The organism is Streptomyces sp. NPDC054757 (assembly GCF_053612185.1).
The window spans coordinates 20,430-40,688 of sequence record NZ_JBSHBW010000038.1; the positions used below are offsets into that span (position 1 = coordinate 20,430).

Genomic DNA, 20,259 nt, shown 5'->3' on the forward strand with positions numbered 1-20,259 from the left:
AGGGCCACCTGGCTTCCTCAGCCCGCGAGTTCCCCCGCCAGCGCCCGCAGGGCGAGCCGGTAGGAGCCGATCCCGAAGCCCGCGACGGTGCCGCTGGCGACCGCGGCGATGACGGAGTTGTGACGGAACTCCTCACGGGCGTACGGATTCGAGATGTGCACCTCGATGAGCGGGGCGGTGCGCTGGGCCGCAGCGTCCCGCATCGCGTACGAATAGTGCGTGAACGCACCGGGGTTGATGACGACGGGCAGCGCTCCGTCGGCCGCCTCGTGCAGCCAGCGGATCATCTCCCCCTCGTCGTTGGTCTCGCGCACCTCGACATCGAGACCGAGCTCCTTGCCCAGCAGGGTGCAGGCCTCGACGAGGCCCGCGTAGGAGGTCGCGCCGTAGACATCGGGCTCGCGGGAGCCCAGCCGGCCCAGGTTCGGGCCGTTGAGGACGAGGACGCGGGCGCTCACGCGGAGACCTCGCCGAACGCGGCGAGCAGGACGGCCGGGTCGGGGCCCTCCAGGACGGTCGGCTTGGCGAGTCCGTCGAGGACGATGAAGCGCAGGACGTTGCCCCGGGACTTCTTGTCGACCTTCATCGTCTCAAGCAGCTTCGGCCACTGGTCGCCCCGGTAGGTCAGCGGCAGACCGACGGAGGCCAGTACGGCGCTGTGCCGGTCGGCGGTCGCGTCGTCCAGGCGGCCCGCGAGCCGCCCCAGTTCGGCGGCGAACACCATGCCGACCGAGACGGCGGCGCCGTGCCGCCACTTGTAGCGCTCGTTCTTCTCGATGGCGTGGGCGAGGGTGTGCCCGTAGTTGAGGATCTCCCGCAGCCCGGACTCCTTCAGATCGTTCGAGACGACCTCGGCCTTGACCCGGATGGAGCGCTCGATCAGCTCGGCCGTGTGCGGTCCCGCGGGTGTACGGGCGCCCTCGGGGTCGGACTCCACCAGGTCGAGGATGGCCGGGTCGGCGATGAAGCCGGCCTTGATGATCTCGGCCATCCCGGAGACGTAGTCGTTGACCGGCAGCGAGTCCAGTGCGGCGAGGTCGCAGAGCACCCCGGCGGGCGGGTGGAAGGCGCCGACCAGGTTCTTGCCCTCGGCGGTGTTGATGCCGGTCTTGCCGCCGACCGCCGCGTCCACCATGCCGAGCACGGTGGTCGGCACGGCGATCCAGCGCACACCGCGCAGCCAGGTCGCCGCGACGAACCCGGCGAGGTCGGTGGTGGCGCCGCCGCCCACCCCGATGATGACGTCGGTACGGGTGAATCCGGTCTGGCCCAGCGCCTTCCAGCAGTAGGCGGCGACCTCGGCGGTCTTGGCCTCCTCCGCATTGGGCAGCTGGACCGCGATGGCCTCGTACCCCTGGTCGGCGAGGTCCTGGCGGACCGCCTCGCCGGTCTCGGCCAGCGCCTCGGGATGCAGTACGGCGACTCGCCTGGTCTGTTCACCGATCAGCGTGGGCAGCTCGCCCAGAAGCTGACGGCCGACCAGCACCTCGTACGGATCGTGGCCGTCGGTGCCGCCGACCTGGATACGGATGGGGGCGTCCTGCGTCATACGGTCTTCTCCTGGCCGGGGGGCGGGGTGGGGTCCCCTGCGGGGAGCCGCAGCTCCAGGGCGTCGAGGACCGCCTCCGCGACCTCTTCGGGGACACGGCCGTCGGTGGCTACGACGGCCCGGGCGACTTCGGTGTACAGGGGCCGCCTCGCGTCCATCAGCTCGCGCCACTGACGGCGCGGGTTGACGGCGAGCAGTGGGCGCGCGGTGTTGAGTCCGACGCGCTTGACCGCTTCGTCCACGTCCATGGAGAGGTAGACGACGGGGTGGCCCGCGAGGAGTTCGCGGGTGGACGGGGCGAGGACGGCGCCGCCGCCGAGCGACAGTACGCCGGTGTGGCCGGTGACCGCCGCACGCACCGCGGCGCGCTCCAGGGCGCGGAAGTGGTCCTCGCCGTCGTCGACGAAGATGTCGGCGATGGAGCGTCCCTCGGCCGCCACGATGTCGGCGTCGGTATCGCGGTAGCCCGTGCCGAGCCGCTCGGCGAGCAGCTCGCCGACGGTGGACTTGCCGACGCCCATCGGGCCGACGAGGACGACCAGCGGCCCGCTCATCGGATCTGCAGGCTGTCGAGGAACGACCGGACGTTGCGGCGGGTCTCGCCCACGCTGTCGCCGCCGAACTTCTCCGCGACCGCGTCGGCGAGGACCAGCGCGACCATGGCCTCGGCGACGATACCGGCGGCGGGCACCGCGCAGACGTCCGAGCGCTGGTGGTGGGCGGCGGCGACCTCACCGGTGGCCACGTCGATGGTGGCGAGCGCACGGGGCACGGTCGCGATCGGCTTCATCGCGGCCCGTACGCGCAGCAGTTCACCGGTGGACATACCGCCCTCGGTACCGCCGGAGCGGCCGGATGTGCGGCGTACACCGTCCGCGGTCGGCACGATCTCGTCGTGAGCCTGCGAGCCGGGCACACGGGCCAGGCCGAAGCCGTCGCCGACCTCGACGCCCTTGATGGCCTGGATCCCCATCAGCGCGGAGGCGAGCCGGGCGTCGAGCCTGCGGTCCCAGTGGACGTGCGAGCCGAGGCCGACCGGTACGCCGTAGGCGAGCACCTCGACCACACCGCCGAGGGTGTCACCGTCCTTGTGGGCCTGGTCGATCTCGGCGACCATCGCCTTCGACGCGTCCGCGTCCAGACAGCGCACCGGGTCCTCGTCCAGCCGCGCCTCGTCGGCGGGGACCGGCACGACACCGTACGGAGCCTTCGCCCCGGCCAGCTCCACCACGTGCGAGACCAGCTCGATGCCGGTGGTCTCCTTCAGGTAGGAGCGGGCCACCGTGCCCAGCGCGACACGGGCCGCCGTCTCCCGGGCGCTGGCGCGCTCCAGGATCGGCCGGGCCTCGTCCAGTGCGTACTTCTGCATGCCCGCGAGGTCGGCATGGCCGGGGCGGGGCCGGGTCAGCGGGGCGTTACGGGCCAGCTGGGCCAGCTCGTCGGGGTCGACCGGGTCGGCCGACATGACCTTCTCCCACTTGGGCCACTCGGTGTTGCCGACCATGACGGCGACCGGGCCGCCCATGGTCAGCCCGTGCCGGACCCCGCCGAGGAAGGTGACCTCGTCCTTCTCGAACTTCATCCGGGCGCCGCGGCCGTATCCGAGCCGCCGCCGGGCGAGCGCGTCCGCCACCATGTCCGTGGTGACCGAAATGCCGGCGGGAAGCCCCTCCAGCGTCGCCACCAGTGCGGGTCCGTGCGACTCCCCCGCGGTCAGCCAACGCAACCTGCTCAACGGTGCTCCTCATGCTCGCGCCTCGATCTGCGACGGCGCGACCGGGTGCGCGGCCCTGGCCCGCCTGACCCGATCCTCCCACGGCCGGACCCCGGGACGGTCACGGGTCCAGCTGGCGGACTCCGCTGCCGCCCGTCCGGGCGCCGCCCGGTCCGGCGCACGGCGTGTGGGTGCGGGAAGTGCGGTGTGCTCCAATGCGGAGAGCAGGTGGGCGGCCGGCGCCGGGGGCGGCTCCGGACCGGGCTGCCCGGGAGAGGCGGAGAACACATGGAACTGGAGCTCGGGGACGGCGCGGGGATGGCCCTGTCGGCGGGTCCCGCAGGGGTACGGCTCACCGCGTGGCCGTCGCCGCAGGGCGCGCGGACCGTGCTGCACTGCTCCCCCGGGCAGGCCAGGGAGCTGGCCGCCGCGCTGGTACGGGCGGCGGACGAGGCGGAGCGTGCGGAGCCCGCCGAGCGGGTCACGGTGGAGGCGCGGGAGCTGCGCCGCGGCGATGTCAGGGACGGCGACCGCTCCATGACGGTGGAGCGGGTCAGGGCCCTGGGCGACTCCGTCGAGGTCACCTGGAGATCCGGAGCAGGCCGCAGCTGGACCCAGGACTACGCGGCCGGCACGGGGATCGCCCTCCGGCGCCGTGGCTGACCCCCGCGCCACCGGACACAGGATCGGTACGTGCCCCGGCCCGGACGGTACGTGCCACCGGTCAGGGGGCAGCCGCCGCGCCGGTCCGCGGGCCCGGCGTCGGCCTCCCGGGAGCGGCCCGTCCTCACCGCGCGGTGAGCGCCCGCTCCCCCGCTTCCCGCATCGCGGCCAGCGGCGCGGGCGTACATCCGGTCATCTGCTCGACCTGGAGCACCGCCTGATGCACCAGCAGATCGAGCCCCCCGACGACGGCTCCGCCGCGGGACCGCCAGGCGGTGGCGAGGGGCGTCGGCCACGGTTCGTACAGCACGTCGAAGAGCGTGCCGGGCGCGGCGGGGACCTCGGCGGCGAGCGTGTCGGTGGCACCGGCCGGGGTGGTCGCGATGACCAGCGGCGCGTCGAGCGCGCCGGCGGCGTCCGCCCAGTCCGCCGTCCGTACGTCGACCCCCAGCCGCTCGCCCCAGCCGCGCATCTCCTGGGCGCGGGCGGCGCTGCGGACATAGGCGGTGACCGGGCCCGTACAGATGAGGGAGAGTGCCGCCAGCGCGGACGAGGCGGTGGCACCCGCGCCGAGCACCGCGGCGGACTCGACCTTCTCGACCCCGCGCTCCCGCATCGCGGCGATCATCCCGGGGATGTCGGTGTTGTCACCGACCCGGCGCCCGTCGGATGTGAACACCACCGTGTTGACCGCCTCGACGGAAGCGGCCGTCGCGGTCACCTCGTCGAGCAGGGGGATGACCGCCCGTTTGAGCGGCATGGTCAGCGAGAGCCCCGCCCAGGACGCGTCCAGCCCGTCCGCGAATGCGGGCAGGGCCGCCTCGTCCACCTCGAAACGGTCGTACGACCAGTCGTCCAGACCGAGTTCCCGGTACGCGGCGCGGTGCAGCACCGGCGAGAGCGAGTGCGCGATGGGCGAGCCGAGAACGGCCGCCCTGCGGGGCTCAGCCACCATTCTGGTTGTCATTGAACTGATTCTTCAATTTCATGAACTCCGCATAGGTCTTGGTGAATCCGGTTCGGTGTCCGTCGACCGATACGAAGTAGAGATAACCGTCCTTCGTCGGATTCAGGGCAGCAGCGAGTGCGTCGGGGCCAGGGCTTCCAATGGGTCCGGGCGGAAGTCCGCGCTGCGTATAGGTGTTGTACGGATCCATGTTCTTGTGGATTTCCGCTTCACCGATATTGATCTTGTTCTGCTTCTTCAGATAATTGTAGGTCGAGTCGAACTGGAGGAATTGATTGGTCTGTGAATTGCCGATCTTCAGGCGGTTGTAGATGACCTCCGCCATGCGACGGAAGTCATCCTTGGTCTTGCCCTCGGCCTGGACGAGGCTCGCCACGGTGACGACCTGGAACTGGTCCTTGAGCCCCAGCCGTCTCGCCGCGGCGGACAGGTTGTCGTCGCCGTACACCTTGTCCGCCTGGCCGACCATCTTCTTGAGCAGGTCCTCGGGCTTCATCCCCTTGGCGATCGGATAGCTCGCCGGGGCCAGGAAACCCTCCAGGGGGTCCTTGAGGTTCTTGTGCCCCTCGGCCCAGGCCGGCAGCCCCAGTTTGCCGCCCTGCGACTTGGCGATACCGGCGGTGGTACCGGCCTTCAGTTCCAGCCGCTTGTCGATGGCCGCGTACACGGTGGCGTTCCGCCAGCCCGGCGGGATGATCAGCTGGCTCAGGCTGTTCGGGTCCACCATCGCGATGACGGCGTTCTCCGCGGACATCCGCTGGTTGAGGCTGTACACACCCGCCTGGAGCGATTTGCCCTTCGGGTTCTTCCCGGCCGCTGTGACGAAGGCCTGGACGCTCTTGACGATCCCCTTCTGCTTCAGCAGCCGGCCGATCCCGCCGAGCCCGGTGCCCCGCGGGACCTCGACCTCGACGGGGGTGCTGCCCACACCGGTGTAGTCCGGCGGCGGGGCGTAGCGGTCCTGGTAGAAGCCGTAGCCCACATAACCCGCACCGGCGAGGCCGCCGACCATGACCAGGGAGATCACGAGGCAGGCACAGCCGTTGCGGCGCTTGGGCTTCCCCGTCCTGCCCCGGCGGTCGCGGGTACCGTCGCTCTTCTCGTCGGGGTCGTCCGAGTAGTCGGAGTGGTCGGGGTCGTCGTCATCGCCGCCGCCGAGCGGGGCTTCGGCTCCGGTGAAGAAAGGATGCGTCTCGGGTTCGTGCCGGGGCTCCGGCTCGGCCTCGGGCTCCGCCGGCGGCTCCTGCTGCCACGCGTCCCGGCGGCCGGGAGGCTGCGGCGGCGGATAGGCATCCGGCGTCCGGTAGAAATCGGGGTTCTCCCCGTGGTGGTGCACCGGCTGGCCACCGTACGGCGGGTACGGATCGGGCCCGTACGCCACACCGGCCTGTGCCCCACCGGTCTGCGCCCCGCCCTCCCAGCCGCCGTTCTGCTGGGGCGGGCCCTGCTGCGGATACGGCTCCTGCTGGTACGGGGGCTGCGCATACTGCTGCTGGTACGGGGCCTGCTGCTGGTACCCCTGCTGCGGATACTGCTGGGCGTTCGAATTCTGCGCGTACGGCTGCTGGTCCGGGTCCTGCGGATACGCCTGCCGGTCCCGGGCGTACTGGCCCTGGTCCTGCCCGTACACGCCTCCGCCGTACGGGTCCTGCTGGACTCCGTACTGGCCGGAGTCCGCGCCGTGCTGCTCCGGCCCCTGCGGGTACTGCCCGTGCTGCTGCGGGTACTGCTGCTGGTACGGGTCCTGCGGCCGGCTGTACAGCGGGTTGCCGTACTGGTCGTACTGGGGCGCCCCGGTGTGCCCCTGTCCCTGACCGTCGTACGGCGTCCGGCCGGTGGCGTCCTGCTGACCTCCCCATCCCTGATCCCCGTACAACGGATCCTCGGGATGCCAAGGTTCGGAGCCTGCGCCCCGGCCATACTCAGTCATCGGTCCCCTAGAGCCGCGAGGCCTCCGGACGGTCCGCCTCTTGTGCAGTGCGACAGCCGTTCGAAAACCGCCGCGTGGCGCGGAACGTTACCGTACAGCGATCAGACAACCACTTCGACGCCCTCACCTGGAGCAACGCCTGACGTCCGTTCGGACTCCAGGGCATTCTGCAGGATGACAACGGCGGCCGCCTGGTCGATGACAGAACGGCCCTTCCGGGACTTTACCCCTGAGGCGCGCAGACTCTGACCCGCTGTCACTGTGGTCATCCTCTCGTCGATCAATCGCACCGGAATGGGCGCAATACCACGAGCGAGTTCCTGGGCGAATCCGCGGACTTTGGCGGCCGCCGGGCCCTCTCCCCCATTCAGGGAACGGGGAAGGCCGACCACGACCTCGATCGGTTCGTACTCGGTGACCAATTGCCTCAACCGGCGGTGCGCGGCCGGGACATCACGTCCCGGAACGGTCTCCACCGGGGTGGCGAGAACCCCGTCGGGGTCGCACGAGGCGACCCCGATCCTGGCGTCCCCGACATCGATCGCGAGCCGGCGGCCACGTCGCATCAGGCGGTCTCTCCGACCAGGCGCTCCACGGCGGCCACGGCGTCGCCGATGGCCTCCGGGTTCTGCCCGCCGCCCTGGGCGACGTCCGGCTTGCCGCCCCCGCCGCCGCCGAGAGTCTTGGCGGCGGCCCTGACCAGCTCACCGGCCTTGAGACCCCGGCCGCGGGCGGCCTCGTTGGTGGCGATGACCGTCAGCGGGCGGCCGTTGGCCGTGGTGAAGAGGGCCACCACGGCGGGGCGGTCGCCCTGGATACGGCCCCGTACGTCGAGAACCAGCCTGCGCAGGTCGTCCGCGCCCGTGCCGTCCGGGACCTGCCCGGTGACCAGGGCGACACCGCGTACGTCCTTGGCCCCGGCGGCGAGCCCGGCGGCGGCCTGGAGGACCTTCTCGGCGCGGAACTTCTCGATCTCCTTCTCGGCGTCCCTGAGCTTCGAGAGCATGCCGGAGATCTTCTCGGGCAGCTCGTCGGAGCGGCCCTTGACCAGCTCCTGGAGCTGGGCGACGACCGTGTGCTCACGGGCCAGGAAGTTGTACGCGTCGACCCCGACCAGGGCCTCGATACGGCGCACTCCGGAGCCGATCGAGGACTCACCGAGCAGCTTCACCAGCCCCAGCTGGGCGGTGTTGTGGACATGCGTACCGCCGCAGAGCTCCTTGGAGAAGTCCCCGATGGTGACGACCCGGACGCGCTCGCCGTACTTCTCGCCGAACTCGGCGATGGCGCCCTGCTTCTTGGCGTCGTCGATGGACATGACCTCGGCCTGGACGTCGAGTTCATGGGAGAGGACGTCGTTGATCTTCTGCTCGACATCGGTGAGGACCGTGCCGGGCACGGCGTTGGGCGAACCGAAGTCGAAGCGGAAGCGGCCGGGCGAGTTCTCCGAACCGGCCTGGGCGGCCGTCGGGCCGAGGGCGTCCCGCAGTGCCTGGTGGGTGAGGTGGGTGGCGCTGTGGGCGCGGGCGATGGCCCGGCGGCGGCGCTGGTCGATGGCGGCGTAGGCGGAGGCCCCGACCGTCACCTCGCCCACCTGGACCGAACCCTTGTGCACGGAGACCCCGGGGACCGGCTGCTGGACGTCACGGACCTCCACGACGGCACCCGAGTCGAGCCTGATCCGGCCGGTGTCGGCGAGCTGGCCGCCGCCCTCGGCATAGAACGGGGTCCGGTCGAGGACGATCTCGACCTCGTCGCCCTCGGTGGCGGCGGGCGACGGTACCCCGTCGACGAGCAGTCCGACGATGGTCGACTCGCCCTCGGTCGAGGTGTATCCGGTGAACTCGGTGGCGCCCGAGCGGTCGGCGACGGCGCGGTAGGCGGAGAGGTCGGCGTGGCCGGTCTTCTTGGACCTGGCGTCGGCCTTGGCGCGCTCGCGCTGTTCCTTCATCAGCCGCCGGAAGCCGTCCTCGTCCACGGAGACGCCCTGTTCGGCGGCCATCTCCAGCGTGAGGTCGATCGGGAAGCCCCAGGTGTCGTGGAGCAGGAACGCCTTGTCACCGGCGAGTACCGCGCCGCCGGCCGCCTTGGTCTCGCTGACGGCGGTGTCGAGGATGTTGGTGCCGGCCTTCAGCGTCTTGACGAAGGCGGCCTCCTCGGCGAGGGCGACGGTCTCGATGCGCTTGCGGTCGGTGACCAGCTCCGGGTACTGGTGGCCCATGGTGTTGATCACGGTGTCGACCAGCTCGGCGACGACCGGTCCGGTGGCGCCGAGGAGCCGCATGTTGCGGATGGCCCGGCGCATGATGCGGCGCAGGACGTAGCCGCGGCCCTCGTTGCCGGGGGTCACGCCGTCCCCGATGAGCATCACGGAGGTACGCATGTGGTCGGTGACGACGCGCAGCGAGACGTCCGAGTGCCCGGCCTGGCCGTACCTGACGCCGGTCAGCTCGGTGGCCTTGTCGATGACGACCCGGGAGGTGTCGATCTCGTACAGGTTGGGGACGTCCTGGAGGATCATCGCCAGGCGTTCCAGGCCGAGGCCGGTGTCGATGTTCTTGGACGGCAGGTCGCCGAGGATCGGGAAGTCCTCCTTCCCGTCGCCCGCGCCGCGCTCGAACTGCATGAAGACCAGGTTCCAGATCTCCACGTACCGCTCGTCGTTGACGGCCGGGCCGCCCTCGACGCCGAACTCCGGGCCGCGGTCGTAGTTGATCTCGGAGCACGGTCCGCAGGGTCCGGGGACGCCCATGGACCAGAAGTTGTCCTGCTTGCCCAGCCGCTGGATGCGCTCGGCCGGTACGCCGATCTTCTCGCGCCAGATCTGCTCGGCCTCGTCGTCGTCCAGGTAGACGGTGATCCAGAGCCGCTCCGGGTCGAGGCCGTAGCCACCGTCCGCCACGGAGCTGGTGAGCAGCTCCCAGGCGTACTGGATGGCGCCTTCCTTGAAGTAGTCGCCGAAGGAGAAGTTCCCGCACATCTGGAAGAACGTGCCGTGCCGGGTGGTCTTGCCGACCTCTTCGATGTCCGGCGTGCGCACACACTTCTGCACGCTGGTGGCGCGCGGGGCGGGCGGCTTGGCCTCGCCGAGGAAGTACGGCTTGAACGGGACCATGCCCGCGGGCACGAGCAGCAGAGTCGGGTCGTCCGCGATGAGCGACGCCGAAGGGACGACGGTGTGCCCGCGCTCCTCGAAGAAGCTCAGCCAGCGGCGGCGAATTTCAGCCGACTCCATCAGTGGTCCTCATTCCGGTTGTGCGAGTGCTTGGTGTGTTCGATGGCGGCGAGACGTCGCCGCGCGGGAAGCTGGGCCGGTCCGGGCGGGGCGTCGATACCGAGGACCTCCCCCAGCTCCGCCTCGCGCTGGACCATGCCGGCCCGCACGTCGACGGCGAAGTCCTTCAGGCGGTTCCCCGCGTCGACGGCCTTGTTGGCCGCCTGCGCCGCGAGGCTCTCCGGGCTCAGCTGCCTGATCTTGCGGTTGACCTTGGTGGTGGCCCACACACCGGCTGCGGCGCCGGTGGCGAACCAGAACGTACGGCGGAACATTGCAGCGTCAGCCCTTCCGCTTCCTGCGCCGGGCGGCCGGTACCGTGCGGCCGGCGATCACCGGGCCGCGCCGGATCTCCGGCTCCGCCTCGGTCTTGCGCCCGAGGGCCCGGCGGACGCCGTAGCCAAAGGCCGCCACCTTCACCAGCGGTCCGCCGAAGGTCGATGCGACGGTCGTGGAGAGCGCCGACGCGTTGGAGGTGACCTCCTGGACGTCGGTCGCGATGGCGTCGACCCGCTCCAGCTGGGTCTGCGCCGAACGGACGGCATTCGAGGCGTCGGCGAGCAGCGGCACCGCCTGCTCCGTCACGTCCGCCACCAGCTTGGTGGTCGTCCTGAGCGTCTGGGCCAGCCTCACCAGCACCACGGCGAGGAAGGAGACCAGGATCGCCCAGAAGACGGCCACCAGGATGCCGGCCACCTCTCCACCGGACACGTTGCACCGCTCTCTGGTCGTCGGAAGTCACGTCGTTGGTCACGTCGATTGTGGTCTCCGAGCCTATCGCGCCGGGACTGCGCCCCTGTACCGGATATCCGCTGTGCGTGCCCGGGGTTCCGGCATCGGATTGTACGTAGTGCTGCCCTCCACGTACTCTCCGTGTTCTATGCAACGCGACTCGACCGGCCAGCGGGCCGTTCCCGGAAGCCTTCCCGCAGAGCTCAACCGGTTCGTGGGGCGCAGGGCCGAGGCTGCCGAGCTGAAAAAACTCATCGGATCCTCCCGGCTGGTCACCGTGGTCGGCGTCGGCGGCGTGGGCAAGACACGGCTGGTGACGCAGGTGGCCAGGACTCTGCAGGAACGGTTCTGCGATGGGGTGCGGATGGCCGAGCTGTCCGCGCTGCGCGACCCGGAGCTGATCGAGCACACCCTGGTCGAGGCGCTGGGGCTGACCGACCACACGAGCAGGCCGCCGCGCGAGGTGCTGGCCGGCCATCTCGCGGGCCGCGAGCTGCTGTTCGTGGTCGACGGCTTCGAATTCCTGGTCGACGCGTGCGCCGAACTGCTCCTCGGGCTGTTGCGCGGCGCACCGGGGCTGCGGGTGATCGCGGTCGGCCGGCGGCCCCTGGAGATCGAGGGCGAGCTGACCCTCCCGCTGGCGCCGATGCGGGAGCGGGATGCCGTACGGCTCTTCACCGACCGTGTCTCGGCCGGGCGGCCGGGGTTCCGGTTCGCCCGGGAGGACACCGCGCGGGTGGCGGAGATCTGCAGGCGGCTGGACGGGATCCCGCTTGCGCTGGAGCTGGCGGCGGGGCGGATGCGGGCCCTCTCGGCCGAGCAGGTGCTGGCCAGGCTCGACGACCGGTTCAGACTGCTGACCGGCGGCGGCAGGGGGGTACTGCCGCGCCACCGGACGCTGCGCACGGCCATCGGCTGGAGCCATGAACTCTGCACCGCGGAACAGCGGTTGCTCTGGGCGCGGCTCTCCGTCTTCCCCGGGCCGTTCGACCTGGAGGCGGCCGAGTACATCTGCGGCGGCCCGGAACTGCCGTCCGACTCCGTCCTGGAGGTGCTGGACGAACTGCTCGCCCAGTCCGTGCTGGTACGGGAGGACACCCCGGCGGGCGTGCGCTACCGGATGCTCGGCACGATCCGTGACTACGGGGCGCAGTGGCTCGCCGGTACCGGGGACACCGAGCGGCTCAGACGGCGCCACCGCGACTGGTTCCTGGGCCTTGCCACCTGGTGCGAGCTGGACTGGTTCAGCCCCCGGCAGGCCGCGATCGCGGCCCGGGTGGACAGTGAACTGCCCAGTCTGCGGGGCGCACTGGAGTTCTCGCTGGAACACCCGCAGGACGTACATCTGGCGCAGTACCTGGCGGGCACGCTCTGGTTCTACTGGGTGGGCTGCGGCCGCCTCGCCGAGGGCCGGCACTGGCTGGACCATGTGCTGGGCCCGGACGGCGGGCACGACGGCGCGCGGCTCAAGGCGCTCTGGGTCCTGGGGTACGTGGCGGTGCTCCAGGGGGACGCGGTGGCCGCGGTGGCCGCATTGCAGGAGTGCCACGAGGGGGCGCAGCACACCGATGACGCGGTGGCGGCGGCGTACGCGCTGCACAGGACCGGCTGTCTGGCGCTGGTCACCGATGACATGCCGCGCGCCGAGGAGTTGCTGCGCGAGGCGATCGGCCGGTACCAGGAGCTCGGCGAGCTCAACAGCAATGTCCTGATGGGGCAGGTGGAGCTGGCGATGGCGGTGTGCTTCCGCGGCCGGCTCGCCGAGGCGGCCGCCATCTGCGAGGACGTCGTGACGGTCTGCGAGGACCACGGGGAGCGCTGGGCGCGGGCGTACGCGCTGTATGTGCTGGCCTTCGAAGCCTGGTCCGGCGGCCGGTCCGCACGCTCCCGCGAGCTGCTCGCGGAGTGCCTGGCCATCAGCAACACCTTCCACGATCAGCTGGGCACGGTACTCGCGCTGGAACTGATGGCGCTGCTCACCCTGGAGCGCGGCGAGGCCACGGAGGCCGCGCTGCTGCAGGGCGCGGCGGGGCGGCTCTGGACGTCGGTGGGGCTGCCGCTCTTCGGCTCGGCGCACTTCAACGCGTCCCACCAGCGGTGCGAGGAGGGGTCCCGCACCAAGCTGGGTCCCGAGGTGTACGAGAGTTTCCTGGCCCGGGGCGCACGGCTGGGCCGGGAAGCCGCGGTGGCGCGTGCACTGCACGGCCCCGCGGCACGCGAAGACCCGCCGCCCCCTGCTCCGCGAGGAGCGAGGGAACGACGGGCCGAAGCGGTGAAGCGCGAGGTACGTCCGGATCAGCGGGCGTAGTACTCGACGACCAGCTGCTCGTCGCAGATGACCGGGATTTCCTTGCGGTTCGGGTCGCGGTCCAGGCGGAAGGCCAGGGCCTTCAGGTTCACCTGGAGGTAGCGCGGGGTCTCGCCCTCGGTGTCGTAGCCACCCTCACGGGCGACCTGGAAGGGGACCTTCTCGCGGCTGCGCTCGCGGACCATCACGACGTCGTCGGGACGGACGCGGAACGACGGCTTGTCGACCTTGCCGCCGTTGACCTGGATGTGACCGTGGACGACCATCTGGCGGGCCTGGTAGATGGTGCGGGCGATGCCCGAACGCAGGACCAGGGCGTCGAGACGGCGCTCCAGCTCGACGACCAGCGCCTCGCCGGTCTTGCCTTCGGCCTTCTTGGCGCGGTCGTAGGCGCGGGCCATCTGGCGCTCGCTGATGTCGTACTGGGCGCGCAGACGCTGCTTCTCCAGCAGACGGACCTTGTAGTCCGAGTTCTGCTTGCGGCCACGGCCGTGCTCGCCCGGCGGGTACGGACGGGCCTCGAAGTACTTGACAGCCTTCGGCGTCAGCGCGATACCGAGCGCGCGCGACTTCTTGACCTTGGGACGCGACTGGTTAGGCACGTTCTCCAAACCTCCATGGTTGGGTTAGGTTAGGCTCACCTTACTCAAGGAGATCGCATGTCTCGTCCGGGGAACACCAGTCACATCACGGACAGCACAAAGAAGGCCGACGCTCTGGGCGTCGACGCGACGGAGGTCCGATCAGATCGTGGTCAGCCGCGTCCCAGCGGACTTGAAACCGCCCGGATGCCGTCAGCAGCCGAGCGCACACGAACTCTCGTACAGAGTACCTGCTCCGCGGTACTGCTGGTGACCGGGGTCGAAGCGGCCCTCAGCGACCAGCTGGTCCCGCTCACCCGCAGCACAGGCCCCGACGGGGAGCTGTATCTGCTCTTCCCCGCCGCCTCGCCCGCCGTCCGGGCGGCGACCCACGCGCAGGACGACGAGCTGTCCGCGGTGCTGGAGATCACAGATGTCGCGCCGGTCTCCGTGCCCCACCGGATCCGCGGCCGGGCCTGGGTCTCCGGCTGGCTCACCTCCGTACCCGGTATGGCGGCTCCCGGCCGGATGATGCTGCGGCTGGAGGTCGGGGAGGTGTACGTGGACGACCTCTGGGGGCACGGGAGCGCGGAGCCCGAGGAGTTCGCGGAGGCCGTGGCCGATCCGCTCGCCGGCCATGAGGCCGAGCTGCTCCAGCATCTGCACTCCGCCCACGGCGGCCAGGTGAGCGGCTTGGGGCGGCTGCTCGGCGACCGGGTCCCGGACGGGACGGCAGCGGTACCGCTGGCGCTCGACCGGTTCGGGCTGCGGGTGCGGTTCACCGGGACGCGGTGCTTCGACGCGCGCTTCGACTTCCCCGAGCCGGTGAGCGATGTGACCGGACTGCGCCGGGCCATGCACACGCTCTTCGACGCGGCGGCGGAGTGAGACCGGCGCGCCTGTCACAGGCCCGGGCCGCCGTCCGCACTGAGGCCGGCCTGACGGCCCGCCCTCACCGGCGCCCGTCCCCGCCCTCGCCCGACAGCCGCTCCCGCACCTTCTCGACCACGTCCGCGTAGCGCGCCTCGGCGCCGTACCGGGTGGGCTCGTAGTAGCGCTTGCCCCGCACGGAGTCCGGGGCGTACTGCTGGGCGGCGATGGCGCCCGGGACGTCGTGCGGATAGACGTAGCCCTGGGCGTGGCCGAGCTTGGCAGCGCCCTTGTAGTGCCCGTCGCGCAGATGGGCCGGGACCGGGCCGACCAGACCGGCGCGCACATCGGCGCGGGCGGCGGAGATAGCAGTGGTCGCGGCATTGGACTTCGGGGCGAGCGCCAGCGCGATCGTGGCATGGCTGAGGGTGAGCGCGGCCTCGGGGAAACCGATCAGCGCGACCGCCTGGGCGGCGGCGACCGCGGTCGGCAGCGCGGTGGGATCGGCGAGACCGATGTCCTCGCTCGCGGAGATCATCAGCCGCCTGGCGATGAACCTCGGGTCCTCCCCCGCCTCGATCATCCGGGCCAGATAGTGCAGGGCCGCGTCCACGTCCGAGCCCCGGATCGACTTGATCAGGGCGCTCGCCACGTCGTAGTGCTGGTCGCCGTCCCGGTCGTACGCCACGGCGGCGCGGTCGACCGTCTCCTCCAGCGTGGCGAGCGTGATCTCCTGATCGGACTTGGCCATCGCGGCGCCGGCTGCCGCTTCGAGCGCGGTGAGAGCGCGGCGGGCGTCACCGCCGGCGATCCGCAGCAGATGGGTCTCGGCCTCGGGGGCCAGCGTGACGGCGCCGCCGAGTCCGCGCTCCTCGGAGAGCGCCCGGTGCAGCAACGCGCGCAGATCGTCGTCGGTGAGCGGTTCCAGTGTGAGCAGCAGGGACCGGGAGAGCAGCGGCGAGATGATCGAGAAGTACGGATTCTCGGTGGTCGCGGCGACCAGCGTGACCCAGCGGTTCTCCACCGCGGGGAGCAGTGAGTCCTGCTGGGCCTTGCTGAAGCGGTGGATCTCGTCGAGGAAGAGGACGGTCTCCTTGCCGTAACCCCCCGAGGCCCGGCGCGCGCCGTCGATGACGGCACGCACCTCCTTGACGCCCGCGGTGATGGCGGAGAGCTCGACGAACCGCTTCTTGGTGGCCTGGCTCACGACATAGGCGAGGGTCGTCTTGCCGATGCCCGGCGGCCCCCAGAGCAGCACCGACGAGGGCCCGGCGGGCCCGCCGCCGGACTCGCCGACGAGCCGTCGCAGCGGTGAACCCTGCTTGAGCAGATGCTGCTGCCCCACTACTTCGTCCAGGGTGCGCGGGCGCATCCGTACAGCCAGGGGGCTGCTGGACGGGTCCTTCTCCTGGCGCTCTTCGGCCGCGGCGGTGAACAGATCGGGTTCCACGGAGAAAACCCTATGTCACCCCACTGACAACGCCGCCGGGGCCGGTGACCGGCCCGCCCGCCGCCGTGTCCGCCGAGGTCAGTGCGCCCCGGTCCAGAAGTCCCACCAGCGGGTGAGGATCAGCATGCCGATGATCCCGATGTGCAGGACGGGGAGCACCCAGGTGAACTCGCCGAAGAAGCTCCGCAGCCAGCCGGGGGCGGCCAGCAGGCCGTGCCGGATGTTGTGCGAGGTGACGTACCAGAAGAGGGTGATCGTGCCCACCCAGGCCAGGCAGCACCAGAGGCAGAGCGAGTTGATGTTGTACAGGGACTGGTACTGGAGCCAGCTGACGAATCCGACGCCGAAGAGGCAGCCCGCGTTGAACGTCAGCCAGTACCAGCGGCTGTAGCGCCCGCCCGCGATCAGGCTCATCCCGACGGCGATCACCACGGCGTAGGTGGCGAGCCCCAGCATCGGATTGGGGAAGCCGAAGACGGAGGCCTGCGCGCTCTTCATCACGTTGCCGCAGGACACCACCGGGTTGAGGCTGCAGCCGGGGGTGAAGTTCGGGTTCTTCAGGAGCTTGAACTCGTCGAGGGTGATGACCCACGCCGCCAGGAGACCGGCGGCACCGGAGATCACCAGGAGCCAGCCGAAGGCACGGCTCGCGCCGGTCTTCCCGTCCTGCTTCGCGGACACGTCATCAACCACTGTCGTCGTCATCATGCCGATCCATCGCTCCTGTGGCCTGTGGGCAGGCTCATTGTGCCGCACCGCACGGGGTCCGCACTGTTCGATAGAGATAAGGAGACGCGCGTACCCGTACGGAGCGGGCCGCCCGGCCCGTGGCTCCGCAGTGCGGTGAGGCGTACGGCCGGGGGCCGCCGGCGGTCCCGCGGTACGGCGGTGTCGTCGCGGTCGGGCCGACCCGACCCGGTGCGACCTGGGCTTTCGTGGCGGAGCAGCCCTCCGGGGCGGCGGGCGTCCGAGGAGCCGGCGCCGGAGGTTCCGGTGCGCGGGCACGGAGCGCCGCTTCCGGTGCGCGGCCGGGCCACCCGGTGCGGGGACCGGTCCGGCCGCCGTGAAACCGTACCCGGCGATCATGCGTAGCAATTCCCCGGACGGATGGACCGGACTCACCGGGTTGACGTCCGCGGCCCGGACGGAGCGTCTCCGTCCGGGCCGCGGGCCGGGACCGGCGATGGGCCCGCCTCGGCGGGGGGGCCGGGATCAGCGGACCGGGATCAGCCCAGCCGGGTACGGACCTCGGCGACGAGGTCGTCGAGCGGCACCGCGCTCTGCTCGCCGGACTCCATGTCCTTGAGCTGGACGACGCCTTCGGCGAGATCCCGCTCCCCCGCGACCACCGTGAAACGGGCCCCGCTGCGGTTGGCGCTCTTCATCGCGCCCTTGAGGCCGCGCCCGCCGAACGCGAAGTCGGTGGCGACACCCGCCCTGCGCAACTCGGTGACCACCCCGAACAGCACCCGCCGGGCCTCCTCGCCGAGCGGCACCGCGAACACGCTGGTGGTGGCGGGCAGTTCGAGCTCGACGCCCTCCGCCTCCAGCGCCAGCACCGTACGGTCCACGCCGAGCGCCCAGCCCACCGACGGCAGCGCGGGACCGCCGATCATCTCGGAGAGACCGTCGTAACGGCCGCCGCCGCCCACGGCGGACTGCGAGCCGAGTCCGTCGTGGACGAACTCGAAGGTGGTGCGGGTGTAGTAGTCGAGCCCGCGGACCAGCTTCACATCGTCCTCGTACGCGACGCCCGCGGCGGTCAGCAGGGTGCGGACCTCCTCGTGGTACGCCTTGCACGCCTCGCACAGGTAGTCCCGCAGCATCGGCGCACCGGTCAGCTGCTTCTGTACGTCGGCCCGCTTGTCGTCGAGTACCCGCAGCGGGTTGATCTCGGCCCGCCGCCGGGTGTCCTCGTCCAGGTCGAGACCGCGCAGGAAGGTCTGGAGCGCGTCGCGGTAGAGCGGACGGCACTCCCGGTCCCCGAGCGAGTTGAGCAGGATGCGGAACTGCCGGAGGCCCAGCGCACGGTAGGCCTGATCGGCGAGGATGATCATCTCTGCGTCGAGCGCGGGGTCCTCGGTACCGATCGCCTCGGCGCCCACCTGCGAGAAGTGGCGGTAGCGGCCCTTCTGCGGGCGCTCGTAGCGGTAGTACGAGCCGGAGTACCAGAGCTTGACCGGCAGGTTTCCCGCCTTGTGGAGGTTGGCCTCCAGGGCGGCACGCAGAACCGACGCGGTGCCCTCGGGGCGCAGCGCGAGCCGGTCGCCGCCGCGCGTCTCGAAGACGTACATCTCCTTGGAGACGATGTCGGTGGATTCGCCGACCCCGCGCGAGAAGAGCTCGACGTTCTCGAAGCCGGGCGTCTCGATGTACTCGTAGCCGGAGTCGCGCAGCGGGGCGGCGAGTGCCGCGCGCACCGCGAGGAACGTCGCGGAGGAGGGCGGCAGCAGGTCGTACGTGCCCTTGGGGGCCTGGAAAGTACTCACGGAAAAAGTCGTCACATTCCTCGTCGGGGAGCGGCCAGGCCCCGCAGATACGGGTTGGTGGCGCGCTCACGGCCGATGGTCGTCTGCTCGTTGTGACCGGGCAGGACCACGGTGGAGTCGTCGAGCGGCAGGCACACACGGGCCAGCGACTCAAGGATCTCGGCGTGGTCGCCGCCGGGCATGTCGGTGCGGCCGATGGAGCCGGCGAAGAGCAGGTCGCCCGAGAAGAGGATCTGCGGAATGTCCGCCGCCTCGGGCATCCTGAACGTCACCGACCCCTTGGTATGGCCGGGTGCGTGCGAGACGGCGAACTCCAGCCCGGCCAGGGTCAGTTCGCTGCCGTCGGCCAGCTCCTTGACGTCGTCCGGCTCGCCCACGGTCAGTTCGCCCATCAGCGGCATCCCGATGGAGCGCCCGATGCCCTTCTCCGGGTCGCTCATCATGAAGCGGTCCGCGGGGTGGATCCACGCCGGGACGTCGTGCGCCCCGCACACCGGGACGACCGACGCCACATGGTCGATGTGGCCATGGGTGAGGACGACCGCCACGGGCTTGAGCCGATGCTTCCTGAGGGCGTCCTCGACTCCCTGGGCCGCCTGGTGGCCCGGGTCGATGATCACGCACTCCTCACCGGCGGCGGGGGCGACCAGATAACAGTTGGTCCCCCAGGCCCCGGCGGGGAACCCGGCAATGAGCACGATCGTCCTTAAATGTCGGTCCAGCGGAAGAATGCAGCAGATCAATGCGGCAGATCAGAGCCTACCGGCGCCCCTCATCCCACAGCGAACCCATATACGGTACGGCCTGGGCCGGACAGGCAGACGACACGCGCGCACCTCACGCGTGCATACGGACGAGGGAGAACACCGGTGGTCAGCAGCGATCAGCGGCGGCGGCAGCTCGCCAGGGAAAAGTTCGAGCGGCAGCAGGAGCGCCGCATCACGGCCCGGCGCAACGCACGCCGCCGCAACGCGGTGATCGCCTCGGCGCTCGCCGTGGTGGTCGTGGCGGGCGGTATCGCCTGGGGCGCCGGAGCCTTCAAGGGCGACGACGGCAAGGCGACCCCGGCCAAGGCGGCGGACCCGTCGCCATCGGCGAGCAGCTCCGGGCCCCCCGAGCCCGCGATGAAGATCGACAAGAAGGCCAAGTACACCTTCGCGCTCAAGACGAACCAGGGCGCCGTCTCCCTGGTCATGGACGCCGCGAAGACCCCGCACACGGTGAACTCCTTCAAGTCCCTCGCCGACAAGGGCTTCTTCGACAAGACCAAGTGCCATCGCCTCACCACCAGCGGGATCTACGTGCTCCAGTGCGGCGACCCCAAGGGCAACGGTACGGGCGGGCCCGGCTACACCATCCCGGACGAGAACCTCACCGCGCTCGGCAAGGCGGGCAGCGACGGTAGCGTGACCTACCCGGCCGGCACGGTGGCGATGGCCAACACCGGCCAGCAGCACACCGGCGGCAGCCAGTTCTTCCTCGTCTACAAGGACAGCAAACTGCCCCCGAGCTACACCCCGTTCGGGACGATGGACGCGGCCGGGCTGAAGACGGTGAAGACGGTGGCAGCGGCCGGAGTGGCCGGCGGGAGCCAGGACGGTGCGCCCAAGAAGGCCGTCACCATCTCGAAGGCCACCGTCACCAAGGACTGAGCCCGGCCGCGGGCCGTTCCCGTGGGGATGCAGGGATATTGGGACGGGCCGGATGCGGACAGCCGCCCCGCCGTTCGCCT

General features: G+C 70.9%; 19 protein-coding genes. 4 read left to right on the top strand and 15 right to left on the bottom strand.

Annotated elements, in window-relative coordinates; all coding sequences use genetic code 11:
* Window positions 1–17 precede the first annotated feature (17 nt).
* The 4 genes from aroQ to aroC are packed head-to-tail and all read right to left on the bottom strand — an operon-like array spanning window position 18 to window position 3,284.
* Complete coding sequence (gene aroQ / locus ACWGKJ_RS31070; RefSeq protein WP_385019975.1) at window positions 18–458, bottom strand: type II 3-dehydroquinate dehydratase; 441 nt, start codon at window positions 456–458, stop codon at window positions 18–20.
* On the bottom strand, window positions 455–1,549 hold the full coding sequence (aroB, locus tag ACWGKJ_RS31075) for a 3-dehydroquinate synthase (RefSeq protein WP_385019978.1): 1,095 nt from the start codon (window positions 1,547–1,549) through the stop codon (window positions 455–457). Before aroB ends, aroQ begins: the two co-directional genes overlap by 4 nt.
* Window positions 1,546–2,103, bottom strand: a complete 558-nt coding sequence (locus ACWGKJ_RS31080) for a shikimate kinase (protein WP_453315877.1) — start codon at window positions 2,101–2,103, stop codon at window positions 1,546–1,548. Before ACWGKJ_RS31080 ends, aroB begins: the two co-directional genes overlap by 4 nt.
* Entirely contained in the window at window positions 2,100–3,284 is a 1,185-nt protein-coding gene (gene aroC / locus ACWGKJ_RS31085) for a chorismate synthase (RefSeq protein WP_385019981.1), read from the bottom strand. The genes ACWGKJ_RS31080 and aroC overlap by 4 nt, the downstream gene beginning before the upstream one ends.
* A 267-nt stretch (window positions 3,285–3,551) precedes the next feature.
* Between aroC and ACWGKJ_RS31090 the strand changes: the two genes are divergently transcribed.
* The gene (locus tag ACWGKJ_RS31090) at window positions 3,552–3,926 is read left to right on the top strand and encodes a hypothetical protein (protein WP_385019984.1); all 375 of its coding nucleotides are present in this window, start codon (window positions 3,552–3,554) and stop codon (window positions 3,924–3,926) included.
* A 124-nt stretch (window positions 3,927–4,050) separates the two neighbouring features.
* On the opposite strand, the gene ACWGKJ_RS31095 is transcribed toward ACWGKJ_RS31090, so the two are convergent.
* From ACWGKJ_RS31095 to ACWGKJ_RS31120, 6 genes are all read right to left on the bottom strand, one after another.
* Window positions 4,051–4,893, bottom strand: coding sequence for a shikimate dehydrogenase (locus tag ACWGKJ_RS31095; RefSeq protein WP_385019987.1), 843 nt, complete (start codon window positions 4,891–4,893; stop codon window positions 4,051–4,053).
* Complete coding sequence (gene mltG / locus ACWGKJ_RS31100) at window positions 4,871–6,823, bottom strand: endolytic transglycosylase MltG (protein WP_385019990.1); 1,953 nt, start codon at window positions 6,821–6,823, stop codon at window positions 4,871–4,873. Before mltG ends, ACWGKJ_RS31095 begins: the two co-directional genes overlap by 23 nt.
* A 101-nt stretch (window positions 6,824–6,924) precedes the next feature.
* Window positions 6,925–7,389: a Holliday junction resolvase RuvX gene (gene ruvX / locus ACWGKJ_RS31105; RefSeq protein WP_453315878.1), complete on the bottom strand. Its 465-nt coding sequence runs from the start codon at window positions 7,387–7,389 to the stop codon at window positions 6,925–6,927.
* A complete protein-coding gene (gene alaS / locus ACWGKJ_RS31110; RefSeq protein WP_385019997.1) occupies window positions 7,389–10,058 on the bottom strand; it encodes an alanine--tRNA ligase in 2,670 nt (889 codons plus the stop codon). The genes ruvX and alaS overlap by 1 nt, the downstream gene beginning before the upstream one ends.
* Complete coding sequence (locus tag ACWGKJ_RS31115) at window positions 10,058–10,372, bottom strand: hypothetical protein (RefSeq protein ID WP_385020000.1); 315 nt, start codon at window positions 10,370–10,372, stop codon at window positions 10,058–10,060. The genes alaS and ACWGKJ_RS31115 overlap by 1 nt, the downstream gene beginning before the upstream one ends.
* Window positions 10,373–10,379: 7 nt before the next feature.
* Complete coding sequence (locus ACWGKJ_RS31120) at window positions 10,380–10,808, bottom strand: DUF948 domain-containing protein (RefSeq protein WP_385020003.1); 429 nt, start codon at window positions 10,806–10,808, stop codon at window positions 10,380–10,382.
* Between the two features lie 169 nt (window positions 10,809–10,977).
* Between ACWGKJ_RS31120 and ACWGKJ_RS31125 the strand changes: the two genes are divergently transcribed.
* Window positions 10,978–13,137 (top strand): ATP-binding protein, encoded by a 2,160-nt coding sequence (locus ACWGKJ_RS31125; RefSeq protein ID WP_385020006.1) that lies wholly within the window; start codon window positions 10,978–10,980, stop codon window positions 13,135–13,137.
* On the opposite strand, the gene rpsD is transcribed toward ACWGKJ_RS31125, so the two are convergent.
* Window positions 13,125–13,739 (bottom strand): 30S ribosomal protein S4, encoded by a 615-nt coding sequence (rpsD, locus tag ACWGKJ_RS31130; protein WP_164265384.1) that lies wholly within the window; start codon window positions 13,737–13,739, stop codon window positions 13,125–13,127. The genes ACWGKJ_RS31125 and rpsD overlap by 13 nt on opposite strands.
* Before the next feature lie 186 nt (window positions 13,740–13,925).
* Between rpsD and ACWGKJ_RS31135 the strand changes: the two genes are divergently transcribed.
* Window positions 13,926–14,606, top strand: coding sequence for a DUF2470 domain-containing protein (locus ACWGKJ_RS31135; protein WP_385020149.1), 681 nt, complete (start codon window positions 13,926–13,928; stop codon window positions 14,604–14,606).
* 64 nt (window positions 14,607–14,670) lie between these two features.
* Here the strand turns inward: ACWGKJ_RS31135 and ACWGKJ_RS31140 are convergent, their stop codons facing one another.
* The 4 genes from ACWGKJ_RS31140 to ACWGKJ_RS31155 all read right to left on the bottom strand — a co-directional run bounded on the left by ACWGKJ_RS31140 (window position 14,671) and on the right by ACWGKJ_RS31155 (window position 19,225).
* Window positions 14,671–16,038 (bottom strand): replication-associated recombination protein A, encoded by a 1,368-nt coding sequence (locus ACWGKJ_RS31140; protein ID WP_385020009.1) that lies wholly within the window; start codon window positions 16,036–16,038, stop codon window positions 14,671–14,673.
* 78 nt (window positions 16,039–16,116) lie between these two features.
* Entirely contained in the window at window positions 16,117–16,743 is a 627-nt protein-coding gene (locus ACWGKJ_RS31145; protein ID WP_385020012.1) for a vitamin K epoxide reductase family protein, read from the bottom strand.
* Window positions 16,744–17,264: 521 nt separating this feature from the next.
* A complete protein-coding gene (gene hisS, locus ACWGKJ_RS31150) occupies window positions 17,265–18,527 on the bottom strand; it encodes a histidine--tRNA ligase (protein WP_385031428.1) in 1,263 nt (420 codons plus the stop codon).
* Between the two features lie 11 nt (window positions 18,528–18,538).
* The gene (locus ACWGKJ_RS31155) at window positions 18,539–19,225 is read right to left on the bottom strand and encodes an MBL fold metallo-hydrolase (protein ID WP_266858932.1); all 687 of its coding nucleotides are present in this window, start codon (window positions 19,223–19,225) and stop codon (window positions 18,539–18,541) included.
* Window positions 19,226–19,396: 171 nt separating this feature from the next.
* Here ACWGKJ_RS31155 and ACWGKJ_RS31160 point away from each other — a divergent pair, with 171 nt between their 5' ends.
* A complete protein-coding gene (locus ACWGKJ_RS31160; protein WP_385031432.1) occupies window positions 19,397–20,179 on the top strand; it encodes a peptidylprolyl isomerase in 783 nt (260 codons plus the stop codon).
* Window positions 20,180–20,259: the final 80 nt, after the last annotated feature.